Origin of the sequence: Kitasatospora sp. NPDC057542 (assembly GCF_042801945.1) — a bacterium.
GTDB lineage: Bacteria > Actinomycetota > Actinomycetes > Streptomycetales > Streptomycetaceae > Kitasatospora.
Genome location: NZ_JBHVFE010000068.1, coordinates 1 through 15,685 on the forward strand (window position 1 = coordinate 1; position 15,685 = coordinate 15,685).

General features: G+C 72.5%; 16 protein-coding genes. 12 read left to right on the forward strand and 4 right to left on the reverse strand.

Features of this window, described 5'->3' with window-relative positions; all coding sequences use genetic code 11:
- Positions 1–47 precede the first annotated feature (47 nt).
- Positions 48–665 (reverse strand): TetR/AcrR family transcriptional regulator, encoded by a 618-nt coding sequence (locus ACFU7Y_RS11800; RefSeq protein WP_224282144.1) that lies wholly within the window; start codon positions 663–665, stop codon positions 48–50.
- Between the two features lie 107 nt (positions 666–772).
- Between ACFU7Y_RS11800 and ACFU7Y_RS11805 the strand changes: the two genes are divergently transcribed.
- The 3 genes from ACFU7Y_RS11805 to ACFU7Y_RS11815 all read left to right on the forward strand — a co-directional run bounded on the left by ACFU7Y_RS11805 (position 773) and on the right by ACFU7Y_RS11815 (position 3,252).
- Complete coding sequence (locus ACFU7Y_RS11805) at positions 773–1,654, forward strand: NAD(P)-dependent oxidoreductase (RefSeq protein WP_224282145.1); 882 nt, start codon at positions 773–775, stop codon at positions 1,652–1,654.
- Positions 1,655–1,833: 179 nt separating this feature from the next.
- Entirely contained in the window at positions 1,834–2,544 is a 711-nt protein-coding gene (locus ACFU7Y_RS11810; protein WP_224282146.1) for a GntR family transcriptional regulator, read from the forward strand.
- A 111-nt stretch (positions 2,545–2,655) separates the two neighbouring features.
- A complete protein-coding gene (locus ACFU7Y_RS11815) occupies positions 2,656–3,252 on the forward strand; it encodes a Uma2 family endonuclease (RefSeq protein WP_380767642.1) in 597 nt (198 codons plus the stop codon).
- Position 3,253: 1 nt separating this feature from the next.
- Here the strand turns inward: ACFU7Y_RS11815 and ACFU7Y_RS11820 are convergent, their stop codons facing one another.
- A complete protein-coding gene (locus tag ACFU7Y_RS11820; protein ID WP_224282148.1) occupies positions 3,254–3,937 on the reverse strand; it encodes an ABC transporter ATP-binding protein in 684 nt (227 codons plus the stop codon).
- Positions 3,934–5,010 carry an ABC transporter permease gene (locus ACFU7Y_RS11825; protein ID WP_380767645.1) on the reverse strand — a complete coding sequence of 359 codons (1,077 nt, stop codon included), beginning with the start codon at positions 5,008–5,010 and terminating at the stop codon, positions 3,934–3,936. The genes ACFU7Y_RS11820 and ACFU7Y_RS11825 overlap by 4 nt, the downstream gene beginning before the upstream one ends.
- Before the next feature lie 164 nt (positions 5,011–5,174).
- On the opposite strand from ACFU7Y_RS11825, the gene ACFU7Y_RS11830 reads away from it, so the two are divergent.
- The 4 genes from ACFU7Y_RS11830 (at position 5,175) to ACFU7Y_RS11845 (ending at position 8,318) form a co-directional block, all read left to right on the forward strand.
- Positions 5,175–6,380 carry a sensor histidine kinase gene (locus ACFU7Y_RS11830; protein WP_224282150.1) on the forward strand — a complete coding sequence of 402 codons (1,206 nt, stop codon included), beginning with the start codon at positions 5,175–5,177 and terminating at the stop codon, positions 6,378–6,380.
- Complete coding sequence (locus ACFU7Y_RS11835; RefSeq protein WP_224282151.1) at positions 6,377–7,003, forward strand: response regulator transcription factor; 627 nt, start codon at positions 6,377–6,379, stop codon at positions 7,001–7,003. Before ACFU7Y_RS11830 ends, ACFU7Y_RS11835 begins: the two co-directional genes overlap by 4 nt.
- A gap of 65 nt (positions 7,004–7,068) precedes the next feature.
- Positions 7,069–8,091 carry a nitronate monooxygenase gene (locus tag ACFU7Y_RS11840; protein ID WP_380767648.1) on the forward strand — a complete coding sequence of 341 codons (1,023 nt, stop codon included), beginning with the start codon at positions 7,069–7,071 and terminating at the stop codon, positions 8,089–8,091.
- 104 nt (positions 8,092–8,195) lie between these two features.
- Positions 8,196–8,318 (forward strand): hypothetical protein, encoded by a 123-nt coding sequence (locus ACFU7Y_RS11845; protein ID WP_263455046.1) that lies wholly within the window; start codon positions 8,196–8,198, stop codon positions 8,316–8,318.
- Positions 8,319–8,334: 16 nt separating this feature from the next.
- Here ACFU7Y_RS11845 and ACFU7Y_RS11850 read toward each other — a convergent pair whose 3' ends face one another.
- Positions 8,335–9,786 (reverse strand): aminopeptidase P family protein, encoded by a 1,452-nt coding sequence (locus tag ACFU7Y_RS11850; RefSeq protein WP_224280944.1) that lies wholly within the window; start codon positions 9,784–9,786, stop codon positions 8,335–8,337.
- A 161-nt stretch (positions 9,787–9,947) separates the two neighbouring features.
- On the opposite strand from ACFU7Y_RS11850, the gene ACFU7Y_RS11855 reads away from it, so the two are divergent.
- Genes ACFU7Y_RS11855 through ACFU7Y_RS11875 form a run of 5 tightly spaced genes read left to right on the forward strand, consistent with a single transcriptional unit; the run spans position 9,948 to position 15,663 of the window.
- Positions 9,948–11,696 (forward strand): ABC transporter substrate-binding protein, encoded by a 1,749-nt coding sequence (locus ACFU7Y_RS11855; RefSeq protein ID WP_224280945.1) that lies wholly within the window; start codon positions 9,948–9,950, stop codon positions 11,694–11,696.
- Between the two features lie 13 nt (positions 11,697–11,709).
- The gene (locus tag ACFU7Y_RS11860; protein ID WP_224280946.1) at positions 11,710–12,672 is read left to right on the forward strand and encodes an ABC transporter permease; all 963 of its coding nucleotides are present in this window, start codon (positions 11,710–11,712) and stop codon (positions 12,670–12,672) included.
- The gene (locus ACFU7Y_RS11865; protein ID WP_224280947.1) at positions 12,669–13,655 is read left to right on the forward strand and encodes an ABC transporter permease; all 987 of its coding nucleotides are present in this window, start codon (positions 12,669–12,671) and stop codon (positions 13,653–13,655) included. The genes ACFU7Y_RS11860 and ACFU7Y_RS11865 overlap by 4 nt, the downstream gene beginning before the upstream one ends.
- Positions 13,655–14,653, forward strand: coding sequence for an ABC transporter ATP-binding protein (locus tag ACFU7Y_RS11870; RefSeq protein ID WP_224280948.1), 999 nt, complete (start codon positions 13,655–13,657; stop codon positions 14,651–14,653). Before ACFU7Y_RS11865 ends, ACFU7Y_RS11870 begins: the two co-directional genes overlap by 1 nt.
- Positions 14,653–15,663: an ABC transporter ATP-binding protein gene (locus ACFU7Y_RS11875; RefSeq protein ID WP_224280949.1), complete on the forward strand. Its 1,011-nt coding sequence runs from the start codon at positions 14,653–14,655 to the stop codon at positions 15,661–15,663. Before ACFU7Y_RS11870 ends, ACFU7Y_RS11875 begins: the two co-directional genes overlap by 1 nt.
- The last annotated feature ends 22 nt before the right edge of the window (positions 15,664–15,685 follow it).

Sequence of the window (15,685 nt, forward strand, 5' to 3'; positions counted from 1 at the left end):
GCTGCGCCGGCTCCTCACGTTGTCCGGCGGCGGTCGGGCTCCGCGGGTCAGGCCCGGTGGTCGGCGTAGGCGGTGAGCAGGCGGGCCAGGTGCTTGCCGGCGACCAGCAGTGGCTGCTCGCTGCGGGCGAGCTGGGCGGCGAGCTCGGCGCCCTCCAGGGCGCTGATCACGGTGCCTGCCAGCTCAAGGGCGTCCTCCTCGTCGATGCCGGCGGCGAGCAGCCGTTCCGTCACGATGGCCCGCCAGTGGGCGAAGGCCTCGGCCACCGCCTCCTCGATCACCGGCACCCGGCCGACCGTCTCCAGGGCGGTGCTGGTGATCGGGCAGCCGTCCTGCCAGTCGGACTCGCGCAGTTCCTCGGCGAGCAGCCGGGTGCAGGCGGTCGTCGCGTCGCCCAGGTCCGGTGAGGAGCCGAACGCGGTGCGCAGCATGACGGCGAACTCCTCGTCCCCGTGCCGGATCGCTTCGGCGGCCAGCTCCTGCTTGCCGCCCGGGAAGAAGTGGTAGACGGAGCCGAGGGTGGCCTCGGCCTCGCGGGAGATCTGTTTGATCCCGGTGCCCTCGTACCCCTGGCGTTGCAGCAGCCGGGAGGTGGCCCGGACGATCCGCTCGCGGGTACCGGGCTTCGCCTCGGCTTTTGCGGAGGTCTTCTCGGGCGTCTTCACGGCGCGATCCTAGCCGAGATTCTGGGTAGAGCGTTCGTTCCAATCCTGTGTTAGCGTCAGCTCCGGCGCTCTGAATAGAGCGTTCGTTCCAGAGGAGGGGAAGACGCATGTCCGTTGAGCAGCAGTCGAAGCGATCCGTGACGGTGATCGGGCTCGGCCCGATGGGGCAGGCCATGGCCGGGGCGTACCTGGACGCCGGGTACGCGGTCACGGTGTGGAACCGCACGGCCGCGCGGGCCGACGAACTCGTCGCCCGGGGAGCGCAGGCGGCGCCCAGCGCGGAGGCGGCGGTGGCGGCGAACGAGCTGGTGGTGCTCAGCCTCACCGACTACGACGCGGTGTTCGAGGTGCTGGAATCGGTCGAGCCGGCACTGAAGGGGAAGGTGATCGTGAACCTCAGCTCGGACACCCCCGAGCGGGCCCGCGAAGCCGCCCGCCGGCTGGCCGACCGTGGTGCCGGGCACCTCACCGGTGGGGTGCAGGTGCCGCCGTCGGGCATCGGCAGCCCCGAGTCGTCCACCTTCTACAGCGGCCCGGTCGAGCTGTTCCGGCGACACCGGGCGGCCCTGGAGGTGCTCACCGGGGTCGACTACCGGGGCGACGACCCCGGGCTGGCGCAGCTGTACTACCAGATCCAGATGGACCTCTTCTGGTCCTCGATGGTCGGCTACCTGCACGCCACGGCGATCGCCGAGGCCAACGGCATCTCGGCGGAGGAGTTCCTGCCGTACCTGAGCTCGACCGCCGCCTCGATGCCCGGATTCCAGGCGTTCTACGCGCCGCGGATCGCGGCCGGGAACCACCGCGGGGATGTCGACCGGATGACGATGGCGCTGGCGAGCATCGAGCACGTCCGGCACACCGCGGAGGAATCCGGGGTGGACGGCGCCCTGCCGGCCGTCCTGGCGGAGGCGGTCCGGCGGGGCGTGGCGGCCGGTCGCGGCGCGGACAGTCTGAGCGTGTTGGTGGGCCGGTTCCGCCAGGCGTAGCCCTCCGTGGGGACCGGAAGATCGTGTGCCGTCGGCCGTTGTCACGGCCGACGGCCGCTGTCACCATGGCTTTCGGCGCCCCGGGGGCGGCGTGGCGCGTGCGGGAATCGGCGACTGTTGCGTACGCAACGTAACGTGACATTGTACGCTGGTGTTCTGCATCCACCCGGAGGAACACCATGGCCGACCTCAAATCCCGCACCCTGATCTCCGTACAGGAGCGGCTTCGCGACCAGGTCGCCCACGCGCTCCGGGCGGCCCTGATCTCCGGCGAACTTCGCCCCGGCGTGGTCTACTCCGCACCCGCGCTCGCCGCCGACTTCGGCGTCTCCGCGACCCCGGTCCGCGAGGCCATGCTCGACCTCGCCCGCGAGGGCCTGGTCGAGGCCGTCCGCAACAAGGGGTTCCGGGTCACCGAGCTCACCGACCGCGACCTCGACGACTACACCGAGATCCGCGCCCTGATCGAGGTCCCGACCGTCGGCCGGGTGGCCCGCACCGCCACCAAGGAACAGCTGGAGCGGCTGCGCCCGCAGGCCGAGGCGATCGTCGCGGCGGCCCGCAAGCACGACCTGATCGGCTACCTGGAGGCCGACCGCCAGTTCCACCTGGACCTGCTGGGGCTGGCCGGCAACGCGCGGCTGGTCGAGGTGGTCGGCGACCTGCGCAAGCGCTCGCGGCTGTACGGCCTCAACCGGCTCGACGAGCGCGGCGAGCTGGTCTCCTCCGCGCAGGAGCACCTGGAGCTGCTGGACCTGCTGCTCGCCGGCGACGCGGCGGCGGCCGAGGCCTGCATGACCCGCCACCTCAGCCACGTCCGCTCCCTCTGGGCCGACGACGAAAAGCCTGCCGAGCCGGAGCCCTCGGCCCTGCGCCTGCGGTCCCGGTAGGGGCCTGGCGGGAGCCAAACCACTCGTTCGGGTGAAGACTGATGCTCGGGCGCCGGGAGACGTCCGAGCTCTACGATGATGCTCTCGACATCGGCAGCCAGGAGGAAATCCATGTCCGCCGCAGCAGTGGAAGAGCCCATGGAGCAGCCGACGCTGCTCGAAGCCGCCGAGCTGATCTCCGAGCAGCTCCCCGGCTACCGGGTCGAGATCATCGGGAGCGAAATCACCGTGACGCCGCCGCCGAACATGAAGCACAGCCGATCGCTGACCAGGCTCATGCGCCTGCTGTTCGCCGCCGGTCTCGATGATGATGAAGCCGAGGTCTTCCAGAATGTGGGCATTTGGCTGCCTGGCGGCCCGTCCGACTTCGCGGTCCCCGATCTGGCGATCCTCGACGCATACAGCGACGATCGGTTGATTGAGCACGACTGCTATGACCCGGCGGCCTTCCGCCTTGTGTTGGAGGTAACCTCCTCCAATTTCGGCGATGACCTGAAGAAGAAGCCGGCCGCCTACGCCTCGGCAGGGGTGCCCGTCTACGTGATCGTGGACCGGACGAACCGGCGGGTCATGGTGCTGACCGACCCCAAGGACGGCGAATACCGGGTGCACGCCGTCCACCACCCGGGGCAGTCCTTCACCCTGCCGGAGTCGATCGGTGCGTCGGTGACGCTTTCGGTGGACGACGTGCTGACTGCCAAGAAGTAGGTCAGACCGCCGCCGCGGGCAGCGTCAGCTTCCCGTCGTGGACCTCGGCGATCTGGTCGACCGCCGTCAGGTGGGTGCGGTCGTGGGTGACCAGGACGGTGGCGGTGGCCCGGCGGTGGGTCAGGTCGGTGATCAGGTCGAGGACGGCGGCGCCGCGCTCGTGGTCGAGGGCGCTGGTGGGCTCGTCCACCAGCAGGACGGTGGGGTCGTTCATCAGGGCACGGGCGATGTTGACCCGCTGGCGCTGGCCGCCGGAGAGCTGGTGCGGGCGGCGGGCGGCCTGGTCGCGCAGTCCGACGGCGTCCAGGAGTTCCAGGGCGCGGGGGAGGGCGGTGCGCGGGGAGCGGCCGTCGAGGTGGGCCATCACCTGCAGCTGCTCCACGGCGGTGAGCGAGGGCAGCAGGTTGGCCTGCTGGAAGACGATGCCGATCCTGGTGCGGCGCAGTTCCGTGAGTTCCGACCGGCCGAGGCCCGTGGTGTCGGTGCCGTCGATGATCACCTGTCCGGAGTCCGGGGTGATCAGGGTGGCGGCCACCGCCAGCAGGCTGGACTTGCCGGAGCCGGAGGGGCCGACGACGGCGGTGAGCGAGCCCTTGGGGACGGTCAGCGAGACCTCGTCCAGGGCGGTGAGCCGGCCGTCGCCGTCCGGGTAGGTGAGGGTGATGCGGTCGAGGGTCAAGCTCATCGGGCGCTCCCCAGGGCGGTCAGCGGGTCGACGGAGGTGATCCGGCGGATGGACAGGGCCGCGCCGATCGCGCCGAGGGCGATCATGACGGCGGCGGGCAGGAGGACGGTCGGGGCGTCCAGGACGAAGGGCACGGCGGAGCCGATCAGCGAGCCGAAGCCGGCCGCGATCGCGGTCCCGACGAGGGTGCCGAGCACCAGCAGCAGGACGGCCTGGCCGAGGGCGTCGCGCAGCAGGTAGCGGGTGGAGGCGCCGAGGGCCTTGAGGACGGCGATGTCGCCGCTGCGCTGGATCGTCCAGACCGTGAAGAACGCGCCGATCACCAGGGCCGAGATGGCGAACAGGAAGCCGCGCATCAGCTGGAGGGAGCCGTTCTCCGAGGTGTAGGAGCCGATCGCGGCGAGCGCGTCGTCGCGCGTCCGGGTCTCGGTGCCGTGGCGGGCGTCGGCGGCGGCCAGGTCGGCGCCCTTCGCGGTGTCGAGGGCGATGACGGTGGCGTGGCCGGCGCCGCCGGGGGCGAACTGCTGCCAGTCGCCGAGGCTGGTCCAGATCACCGGGGTGTGGCTGTACGCGGCGTCGCCCTCGACGGCCGCGACCCGCAGCGGGTGCCCGGCCAGGGTGAACTCGGCGCCGGGGGCGAGGCCGCCCAGGTTCTCGGCGGCGGTCTTGGACAGCACCGCCTGGCCGGGGGCGATCCGGCTGCCCTGCGGGGCGAGCCCGGAGCCCTCGGGGACGCCGAAGGCGGAGAGTGCGGCGGTGCGCCGGCTGGCGGCGGCCTTGGTGGTGGTGATGCCCAGCGGCTGGGCGGAGGTGACGCCGGGCTCGCGGGCCCAGGCCTGCCACTGCTCCGGCGTGACCTGGGAGTCGGTGAAGGAGAGCTTCTGCCCGTCCGCCGGCTTGCCGAAGACCAGGTGGTCGGCGGGCAGGCCGGTGATCGCGGAGATGTTCTGCCGGCCGAGCCCGGCGGTCAGCCCGGACAGCAGGCCGACCAGTACGGTGATCAGCACGATGACGGTTCCCATCAGGGCGAACCGCCCCTTGGCGAACCTCAGGTCCCTCCAGGCGACGAACACGGTGGGCCTCTCTCTGCACGGGTGTTTTCCGACGCTTCCACCGTCGTCGATCCGGGGGCCCGGAGGCATCGAGCCGGGGATTGCATCCTGGGCATCAAAGGGAAGACGCCGAGTTCAACCTTTTGATTGATGCCGGACCAGCGGTGCGGTCTTAGGCTGGACGGATGGCGACCGAACGATCCAGAACCACCCCCGTCGCCCGCGTCCTCCAGGTCTGCCTGCACCTGCTCGTGGCGGGCCTGCTCGCGCTCGCCGTCGCCCGGGCCGTCTTCGTCGGCCACGGGGGCGATCCCGCCGCCGTGGCCGCCGCGGCCACCGCGATGGCCGCCGTCTACACCGTCGGGCCGCAGCTGGCCGCCGTGCGCCGATCACGCCGGGCGGCCGCGCTCTGGATGGCGCTGCTCGGCATCACCTGGGCGGGCGTGCTGATCGCCACCCAGGACGGGGTCTGGCTGGCGTTCCCGCTGTACTTCCTGGAACTGCACCTGCTGGGACGGCGCGCCGGGCTGGTCGCCGTCGGGCTGACCGCCGCCGCGTCGATCGCCGCGTGGTCCTGGCACCAGCACAGCTTCAGCTTCGCCGCCTCGATCGGGCCCGCGCTCGGCGCGGCCGTCGCCACCGCCACCGTGCTCGGCTACCAGGCGCTGTACCGGGAGAGCGAGGAGCGCCGCCGGTTGATCGACGAGCTGACCGCCGCCCGCGCCGACCTCGCCGCCGCGCACCACACGGCCGGGGTGCTGGCCGAGCGCGAGCGGCTGGCCCGGGAGATCCACGACACCCTCGCGCAGAGCCTCAGCTCCATCCAGCTGCTGCTGCGGGCGGCCCAGCGGGCCCTGCCGGAGCGCACCGAGGCCGCCGCGGGGTACGTCGAGCAGGCGCGGCAGGCCGCCCAGGACAACCTGGACGAGGCCCGGAGGTTCGTCCGGGCGCTCACGCCGCCCGCGCTGGACGGCGATCCGCTGCCGGTCGCGCTGGAGCGGCTGTGTGCCACGACGACGGCGCACGGCACGCTGCCCGTCCACCTGCACGTCTCCGGCGACCCGGTCCGGCTGTCGGCCGCGCAGGAGGTCGCGCTGCTGCGGATCGCGCAGTCGGCGCTCGGCAACACCATTCGGCACGCGGGGGCCTCGCGGGCCGAGGTGACACTCAGCTATATGGAGGGTGAGGTGGCACTGGACGTGTACGACGACGGGGCCGGGTTCGACCCGGCGGCGGTCGCCGGCCGCACCGGCGGGGACGGCGGGTTCGGGCTGCCCTCGATGCGGGCCCGGGCCCGGGCGCTCGGCGGCAGCTTCACGGTGGAGTCGGCGCCGGGGGAGGGGACGACGGTGGCGGTGCAGCTGCCGGTCACCCCGGAGGCCGGCTCGTGATCCGGCTGCTCATCGCGGACGACCACCCGGTGGTGCGGGCCGGGCTGCGGGCGGTGCTGGAGTGCGAGCCGGACTTCGCCATCGTGGCGGAGGCGGCCACCGCCGAGCGGGCCGTCGAGCTGGCCGCGGAGCCGGGCGTGGACGTGGTGCTGATGGACCTCCAGTTCGGGCCGGGGTCGGCGATGAACGGGGCGCAGGCCACCGCGGCGATCACCGCCCGGTCGGGCGCGCCGCGGGTGCTGGTGGTCACCACGTACGACACCGACGCGGACACCCTGCCGGCCCTGGAGGCGGGCGCCACCGGCTACCTGCTGAAGGACGCGCCACCGGAGGAGCTGGCCCAGGCCGTACGGGCGGCCGCGGCGGGGCGCAGCGCGCTGGCGCCGAGCGTGGCGGACCGGCTGCTGGAGCGGATGCGGACGCCGGCGGCGGCGCTCAGCGCCCGGGAGACCGAGGTGCTGGGGCTGGTCGCGGACGGGCTGACCAACCAGCAGGTCAGCCAGCGGCTGCACCTGAGCCAGGCCACGGTGAAGTCCCATCTGGTGCACATCTACACCAAGTTGGGGGTGGACTCGCGGACGGCGGCGGTGCGCGAGGCGCGGCGGCAGGGGCTGATCCGCTGAGCGTAGGGTGGGGAGCGGTCCGTACCCGCAGCAGTGTCCCCGTGCCCGCAGTGTGAGGAGACCCGATGGCCGTCCGACTCGACGAACTCGTCGTACCGGTGATCGGCGCCCCGATGGCGGGCGGGCCCTCGACGCCCGAGCTGGTGGCGGCGGTGAACCGGGCGGGCGGGCTGGGCTTCCTGGCCGCCGGGATGAAGACCGCCGCCGGGATGTCCGAACAGATCGCCGCGGTGCGGAAGGCGACCGACCGGCCGTACGGGGTGAACCTCTTCGTGCCGGGCCCGCCCGGGGACCGGGCGGCCGTCGCGGCGTACCGGGAGCGGCTGCGGCCGGAGGCCGAACGGTGGGGCGTGACGCTGCCGGAGGAGATCGGGCCGGACCGGGACGACTGGGAGGCCAAGCTCGCGGCCCTGCTCGCGGACCCGGTGCCGGTGGTGTCGTACACCTTCGGGCTGCCGACGGCCGAGGAGGCGGCGGCGCTGCGGGCGGTCGGCACGACGCAGGTCGGCACCGTGACCACGCCGGAGGAGGCGCGGGCGGCGGAGGCGGTCGGGATGGACGCGCTGTGCGTGCAGGGCCCGGAGGCGGGCGGCCACCGCGGCACCCACCGGGTGGCGGACGAACCGGGGGAGCTGCCGCTGCTCGAACTGCTGCCCGCCGTACGGGAGGTGACGGCGCTGCCGCTGGTCGCCGCGGGCGGGCTCGGTGACGGTGCGGCCGTCGCGGCGGCGCTGCGGGCGGGGGCGGCGGCGGTGCAGCTGGGTACGGCGCTGCTGCGGTCGGACGAGTCCGGCGCCTCGCCCGCCCACCGGGCGGCGCTCGTCGAACTGCCGGAGACGGCCGTCACCCGCGCCTTCACCGGCCGCCCGGCCCGCGGCCTGCGCAACGCCTTCATCGACCGCCACGGCCCGTACGCCCCGCCCGCCTACCCCGAGGTCAACCACCTCACCACGCCGCTGCGCGCCGCCGCCGCCCGCCGCGGCGACACCGACGCCATGCACCTCTGGGCCGGCACCGCCCACCACCTGGCCCGTACGGGCCCGGCGGAGACGATCGTCACCGAGCTGTGGCGGGCGGCGCGGGGGTAGTGCGCCGGGGCACGCGGGGCAGCGAGCGCCATCCCTCGCAAGGGTGGATTAGGCGAGAAAGCCCGCGGTAAGTCGCCGGGTTGATGGGGGTCAGCCAGGCTCGGGTGTCGCAGATCGAGCACGGGCAGGTGGACAGCCTGGACAACCTCCGCGCGTACGCCGCTGCCATCGGTGGCGAGGTCGAGGTCACCGTCCGGCAGGGGGAGCGGACGATCAAGGTGGCTTGATCGTCCGCTCCCGTTCTCAGGCCAGCAGGTCGGCCATCCAGGACTCGATGTCGGGGGCCGTCCTGGGCAGGGCGCCGGACATCAGGTGGGCGCCGTCGGCGGTGATGACCAGGTCGTCCTCGATGCGGATGCCGAGGCCGCGGAGTTCGGCGGGGAGGGTCTCGTCGTCGGGCTGGAGGTAGAGGCCGGGTTCGACGGTGAGGACCATGCCCTCCTCCAGGGTGCCGTCGAGGTAGCGGTCGGCGCGGGACTTGGCGCAGTCGTGGTAGTCGAGGCCGAGCATGTGGCCGCTGCCGCAGAGGGTGTAGCGGCGGTAGAGGCCGTTGTCCTCGGCGAGCGCCTCTTCGGCGGAGACGGGCAGGACGCCCCAGTCGGCGAGGCCCTCGGCGATGACCCGCATGGCGGCGCGGTGGAAGTCGCGGAACTGCGCGCCCGGGCGCAGGGTGGCGATGCCGGCGCTCTGGGCGGCGAGGACGAGGTCGTAGGCCTGGCGCTGGACCGGGGTGAAGGTGCCGCTGAGGGGGAGGGTGCGGGTGATGTCGGCGGCGTAGAGGGTGTCGGTCTCGACGCCGGCGTCCAGCAGCAGCAGGGAGTTCGGGTCGAGCGCGCCGTCATTGCGGATCCAGTGCAGCACGCAGGCGTGGGCGCCGGAGGCGGCGATGGTGGTGTAGGAGGTGCCGTTGCCCTCGGCGCGGGCGCGCAGGTCGAAGACGCCCTCGATCCAGCGCTCGCCGCGGTGGTGGCGCAGCGCGGTGGGCAGGGCGCGGACGACGTCCTCGAAGCCGGTGACGGTGTGGTCGACGGCCAGCTGCAGCTGCCCGATCTCCCACTGGTCCTTGACCAGGCGCAACTCGGCGAGGACGGCGGCCAGTTCGCCGTCCCGGTGGTCCTCGGACGGCCGTCCGGTGGCCTCGTCGACCAGCGGGTCGGTGCCGGCCAGCACCCGGGTGGGCGGCTGCGGGCCGGCGAGCAGCTTGCCGAGGTCGTCGAGGTGCTCGGTGCGTACTCCGGTGAGCCGGGCCGCCTCGCCGAGGTCGGGCCGGGAGCCGACCCAGAACTCGCCGTAGCGGCGGTCACGGTAGAACTCGCCGCCGTCGCGCGGAGAGCGCGGGCGCAGGTAGAGGATCGGCTCGTGGCCCTCGGGGCCGGCCGGTTCGAGGACCAGGACGTGGTCGGCCTGGTCCTCGCCGGTGAGGCCGGTGAGCCAGACGTACGCGCTGTGCGGGCGGAAGCGGTAGTCGAGGTCGTTGCAGCGGACCTTGAGCCGGCCGGCCGGGACGATCAGCCGCTCGCCGGGGAAGGCGGCGGACAGCCGGGCGCGGCGGCCGGGGAAGCGGTCGTGGCCGGGGACGCGCCGGTCGGCAGGGAGCGGGGTGGCGGCCCAGCTGGTGGCCATGAACGAGGCGAGGGTGGGGGAGACCGGGAGGTCGTGGCTCCCGGTGTTGAGGCCGGTCGGGGGAAGGGTCACCGGTGAACTCCTTGGCAGGGCTGGGGAGATGCTGGCACGGACACAGCTCGGTAACGGGAGCCGTCACCTCTTGTGCAGTGCAATTTCACATTACTATGTTACGGGTCACACAGCGCAGCGGCCGGATCAGGCGGATCAGGCCCCCCACAGCGGAGTTGCACATGACCAGGCGCACCCACGCCGCCCTTGCGGCGGCCCTCGCGGCGACCCTCACCCTCGGCCTCGGGGCCTGCTCGAACGACAAGAGCGACAGCGGCAGCGACGCCGCTCCCTCCGACGGCAAGGGCCCGGGCGCGGCGTCCGGCTCGATCATCGGCGGCACCCCGGCCAAGGGCGGCACCCTCACCGTCCTGACCAACCAGGACTTCGCGCACCTCGACCCGGCCCGCAACTGGGTGGTGCCGCACATGGACTTCGGCACCCGGTTGATCTACCGGACCCTGACCACCTTCAAGTCCGAGCCCGGTGCGGCCGGCAGCGAGATCGTCCCGGACCTCGCCACCGACCTCGGCAAGTCCTCCGAGGGCGGCAAGGTGTGGACCTTCACCCTCAAGGACGGCCTCAAGTACGAGGACGGCACGCCGATCAAGTCCGCCGACATCAAGTACAACGTCGAGCGCTCCTTCTCCCCGGACCTCACCGGCGGCCCCGACTACGCGGCCCAGTACCTGGCGGGCGGCGAGAGCTACAAGGGCCCGCTGAGCGGCGAGCACCTGGCGAGCATCGAGACCCCGGACGACAAGACCATCGTCTTCCACCTGAAGCGCCCGGTCGCCGAGTTCTCCGACACCGTCTCGCTGCCGACCTTCTCCCCGGTGCCGCAGTCCCAGGAGAAGGGCACCCAGTACGACTCCCGGCCGTTCTCCTCCGGCCCGTACAAGATCGAGACCTACGACCGCGGCAAGCAGCTGGTGCTGGTCCGCAACACCAACTGGGACCCGGCCACCGACACCGTCCGCAAGGCGTACCCGGACAGGGTCGTGGTCACCCAGGGCATCAAGGGCGGCCAGGCCGACGACCGGATCATCGCCAGCGACGGCGCCGACGCCAACGCGATCAACATGCCCTGGATGCAGCACGAGACCGTCGCCAAGGTGCTGCCCAAGCCGGACGTCAAGTCCCGCATGGTCGCCGAGGTGACCGGCTGTACCGACATGCTCTACCTGAACACCGCCAAGGCCCCCTTCGACGACCCGAAGGTGCGCGAGGCGATGATGTGGGCGGTCGACCGCGAGGCCCAGGTGACGGCCTTCGGCGGCCCCGCGGTGACCGACGCGGCGACCTCCTACCTGCCGCCCTCGCTGACCGGCGGCGTCAAGTCCGACCCGCTGAAGATCCCGGCCGCCGGTGACCCGGAGAAGGCCAAGGCGATGCTCAAGGACGCAGGCAAGAGCGACCTCAAGGTCGGGCTCACCGTCTCGACCGGGGACAAGACCCGTGCCGAGGCGATCCAGCAGTCGCTCTCCAAGGCCGGGGTGCAGGTCACCGTGAACACGGTCGACGCGTCCGCCTTCGCCGACACCGTCGGCGACATCAAGAACGCCCCCGAGCTGACCCTCAACGGCTGGTGCCCCGACTACCCCTCCGGTGCGACCTTCCTGCCGTTCGTCTTCGACGGCCGCACCATCAAGGAGAAGGGCAACCAGGGCAACTACAGCCAGTTCAAGGACCAGGCCACGATGGACCGGATGGACCAGATCGCGGCCATGACGGACGTCAACGAGGCCAACAAGGCCTGGCAGCAGCTGGACGAGGACCTGATGAAGAAGGCCCCGGCCGTCCCGCTGCTGTGGGAGCGCCGTCCGCTGCTGGTCGGCACCAACGTGGCCGGCGCGTTCGGCAACGCGGGCTTCGCCGGCATGATCGACCTGGCCACGGTCGGCCTCAAGGACCCCGCCAAGGGCAAGTGAGGGACCGGCAGCGATGAGTACCACCACTGAGCCCGCCGCCGTGGCCGAGTCCACGGCGGCGGGCGCCAAGAAGAGTGCCGGGCGCGGTCCCTGGCGGCTGGTCTGGGACCAGTTGTGGGCCAAGGGCTCGGCCCGGTTCGGACTGATCACCGTCGGCGTGCTGCTCCTGGCCACCGCGCTGGCCGGCCCGCTCGGCTCGCTCGGCGGCTGGACGCCCGAGGAGTTCGACAAGCGCGCCGTCGACCCGTACCTGGGCGGCCTGCCCCGGGGCGACTTCGGCGGCATCAGCGCCCGGCACTGGCTGGGCGTCGAGCCGATCACCGGCCGCGACCTGTTCGCCCGGGTGCTGCACGGCGGGCAGGTCTCCCTGCTGATCGCCTTCACCGCGACCGCCGTCGTCGTGGTCGTCGGCACCCTGACCGGCATCGCGGCGGGCTACTTCGGCGGCCGCGTCGACACCGCGCTGTCCCGGCTGATGGACCTCACGATGTCCTTCCCCTCGCTGATCTTCATGATCGCGATGATGTCGGTGGCCAAGGACGTCAACCGGATCCTGCTGATCACCCTGGTGATCGGGCTGTTCACCTGGCCCGGCATCGCCCGCGTGGTGCGCGGCCAGACCCTCTCGCTCAAACACCGCGAGTACGTCGAGGCCGCCAAGGTCGGCGGGGCGCGCTCCTGGCGGATCCTCACCCGGGAGATCCTGCCGAACGTCTCCGGCCCGATCATCGCCTACACCACCCTGCTCATCCCCGGCATGATCGCCACCGAGGCCGCGCTCAGCTACCTCGGCGTGGGCGTCCGCCCGCCGACCGCGTCCTGGGGCCAGATGATCGCCGAGAGCATCGTGCACTACGAGACCGACCCGACCTACTTCCTGATCCCGACGGCCTTCCTGTTCGTCGCCGTGCTCGCCTTCACCCTGCTCGGGGACGCGCTGCGGGACATCCTCGACCCCCGGGGAGGCCGGTCGTGATCCTCTACCTCGGCCGCCGGCTGCTCGGCGTGGCGGGCATCCTGCTCGCCATCTGCGCCATCACCTTCACGATCTTCTACCTGCTGCCCAACGACCCGGCCGCGGCCGCCTGCGGCAAGACCTGCAGCCCCGAGCGGCTCGCCGACGTCAAGGCGGCGATGGGCCTGGACAAGCCGGTCTGGGACCAGTTCCTCGCCTACCTCGGCGGCATCTTCGCCGGCCGCGACTACGGCTCCGGCCCCAGTGCGGTGCACTGCGGCTTCCCCTGCCTCGGCTACTCCTACGAGTACGGGCTGCCGGTCTGGGACCTGCTCACCGACCGCCTGCCGGTCTCCATCTCGCTGGCCCTCGGTGCGGGCGTGCTCTGGCTGCTCCTCGGCCTCGGCGCGGGCGTCACCTCGGCGCTGCGCAAGGGCAGGCCGATCGACAGGACGCTGACGGTGCTGTCCGTCGGCACCGCCTCACTGCCGGTCTACTTCACCTCGATCATGCTGATCTGGGGCATCGTCAGGACGGCCGGCCTGCTGCCGTACCCCTCGTACCACAAGTTCACCGAGAACCCCCTGGAGTGGGGCTCCAACCTGCTGCTGCCGTGGATCGCGCTCGCCCTGCTGTACGCGGCGAACTACGCCCGGCAGAGCCGCAACTCGATGATCGAGGCGATGGCCGAGCCGTACATCCGCACCGCCCGGGCCAAGGGCCTGCCGGCGCGAACGGTCACGATCAAGCACGGGCTGCGCTCCGGGATGACGCCGATCCTGACCATCTTCGGCATGGACCTCGGCGGCCTGCTGGCCGGCGCGGTCATCACCGAGTCGATCTTCGGCCTGCCCGGCGTCGGCCGGCTGTTCTACGACGGCCTGGCCCGCTCCGACCAGCCCGTCATCCTTGGTGTCACCCTGCTCGCGGCCTTCTTCATCGTCGCCGCGAACCTGCTGGTCGACCTGCTCTACGCGTTCGTCGACCCGAGAGTGAGGTACTGATGGCCGAGTTGTTGGAGGTCGAGGACCTCAAGGTCGCCTTCGGCACCCCGCGCGGCACCGTCCGGGCGGTGGACGGGATCTCCTTCACCGTCCAGGCCGGTCGCACCCTCGGGCTGGTCGGCGAGTCGGGCAGCGGCAAGTCCGTCACCTCGCTCGCCGTCATGGGCCTGCACCGCGGCGCCACCGTCACCGGCTCGATCCGGCTGAACGGCCAGGAGCTGAACGGGCTCGGGGAGCGGGAGCTGGGCGCCGTCCGGGGCCGCAGGATCGCGATGATCTTCCAGGACCCGCTGTCCAGCCTGCACCCCTTCTACACCGTCGGGGAGCAGATCGCCGAGCACTACCGGGTGCACTTCAAGGCCAATCGCAAGGCGGGGAAGGCCAAGGCGGTCGAGATGCTGGCCGAGGTCGGCATCCCGGAGCCGGCCCGCCGGGTCGACGAGTACCCGCACCAGTTCTCCGGCGGCATGCGCCAGCGCGTCATGATCGCCATGGCGCTCGCCTGCGAGCCCGAGCTGCTGATCGCCGACGAGCCCACCACGGCGCTCGACGTCACCGTCCAGGCACAGATCCTCGACCTGATCGCGCGGATCCAGCAGGAGCGCGGCCTCGGCGTCGTGATGATCACCCACGACCTCGGCGTGGTCGCCCGGGTCGCCCACGACGTGCTGGTCATGTACGGCGGCCGGGCCGCCGAACAGGCCCCGGCGGACCGGCTGTTCGGGCAGCCCGCGCACCCGTACACGCGCGGCCTGCTGGACTCGCTGCCCCGCCTGGACGACGCCGACGACGCCCCGCTGCGGGCCATCCCCGGCAACCCGCCGTCGCTGATCGCCCCCGCCCCCGGCTGCTCCTTCGCCCCGCGCTGCGCCCGCACCACCGCCGCGTCCGCCGAGGAGCACGCCCGCTGTCTGTCCGAGCGCCCCGTGCTCGGTCCGCTCGCCCCCGGCCACCAGGCCGCCTGTCACCTGCCGCTGGTGCCGGAAGGGGTGCTGTGATGACCACGCCTTCGACGACGGCCATGGCGCCGACGTCCACACCGTTGCTCTCGGTACGGGACCTGGTGAAGACCTTCCCCGGCCGGCGCGGCCGCACGGGGCGGCCCGGCGCGCCGATCCGGGCGGTGGACGGGGTGAGCTTCGACGTCGGCGCGGGCGAGACGCTCGGCCTGGTCGGCGAGTCCGGCTGCGGCAAGTCCACCACCGGGCGGATGATCGTCCGGCTGCTCGACCCGACCTCGGGCACCGTCACCTTCGACGGCACCGAGATCGGCGGGCTCTCCCAGGCCCGGCTGCGCCCGCACCGGCGCGACCTCCAGATGGTCTTCCAGGACCCGTACTCCTCGCTCAACCCCCGGCAGACGGTGGCCCGGATCATCTCCGAGCCGCTGCTGGTCCAGGGCGAGAGCGCGGCGGACGCGCGCAAGCGGGCCGCCGAGCTGATGGAGCTGGTCGGGCTGATCCCCGAGCACCTGGACCGCTACCCGCACGAGTTCTCCGGCGGCCAGGCCCAGCGCATCGGCATCGCCCGCTCGCTGGCCACCTCGCCGCGGCTGGTGATCGCCGACGAGCCGGTCTCCGCGCTGGACGTCTCCATCCAGGCCCAGGTGGTCAACCTGATGGAGCGGCTCCAGCAGGAGCTGGGGCTGGCGTACGTGTTCATCGCGCACGACCTCTCGGTGGTCAAGCGGGTCTGCGACCGGGTCGCGGTGATGTACCTGGGCCGGATCGTGGAGATCGGCGACAAGGCCGAGGTGTACGGCAACCCCGCACACCCGTACACCAAGGCGCTGCTGTCCGCCGTCCCGCTGCCGGACCCGGAGGCGGAGCGCAACCGGGAGCGGATCGTGCTGCTCGGCGACCCGCCGAGCCCGGCCGACCCGCCGCCCGGGTGCACCTTCCACCCGCGCTGCCCGAAGGCCCAGGACCTCTGCCGGACCGAGCGGCCGCTGCTGAAGATCGCCGGACCGGGCGAGCGGCAGGCGGCCTGCCACTTCCCGGAGGCCTGAGCCGGGCACACAAGACCCCCGG

Excerpts from the sequence above, each read along its gene's own strand:
- ACFU7Y_RS11810 (WP_224282146.1), top strand. The coding sequence starts at position 1,834 with ATGGCCGACCTCAAATCCCGCACCCTGATCTCCGTACAGGAGCGGCTT.
- ACFU7Y_RS11840 (WP_380767648.1), top strand. The coding sequence starts at position 7,069 with ATGGCCGTCCGACTCGACGAACTCGTCGTACCGGTGATCGGCGCCCCG.
- ACFU7Y_RS11870 (WP_224280948.1), top strand. The coding sequence starts at position 13,655 with ATGGCCGAGTTGTTGGAGGTCGAGGACCTCAAGGTCGCCTTCGGCACC.
- ACFU7Y_RS11875 (WP_224280949.1), top strand. The coding sequence starts at position 14,653 with ATGACCACGCCTTCGACGACGGCCATGGCGCCGACGTCCACACCGTTG.
- ACFU7Y_RS11830 (WP_224282150.1), top strand. The coding sequence starts at position 5,175 with ATGGCGACCGAACGATCCAGAACCACCCCCGTCGCCCGCGTCCTCCAG.
- ACFU7Y_RS11820 (WP_224282148.1), bottom strand. The coding sequence starts at position 3,937 with ATGAGCTTGACCCTCGACCGCATCACCCTCACCTACCCGGACGGCGAC.
- ACFU7Y_RS11860 (WP_224280946.1), top strand. The coding sequence starts at position 11,710 with ATGAGTACCACCACTGAGCCCGCCGCCGTGGCCGAGTCCACGGCGGCG.
- ACFU7Y_RS11805 (WP_224282145.1), top strand. The coding sequence starts at position 773 with ATGTCCGTTGAGCAGCAGTCGAAGCGATCCGTGACGGTGATCGGGCTC.
- ACFU7Y_RS11855 (WP_224280945.1), top strand. The coding sequence starts at position 9,948 with ATGACCAGGCGCACCCACGCCGCCCTTGCGGCGGCCCTCGCGGCGACC.
- ACFU7Y_RS11815 (WP_380767642.1), top strand. The coding sequence starts at position 2,656 with ATGTCCGCCGCAGCAGTGGAAGAGCCCATGGAGCAGCCGACGCTGCTC.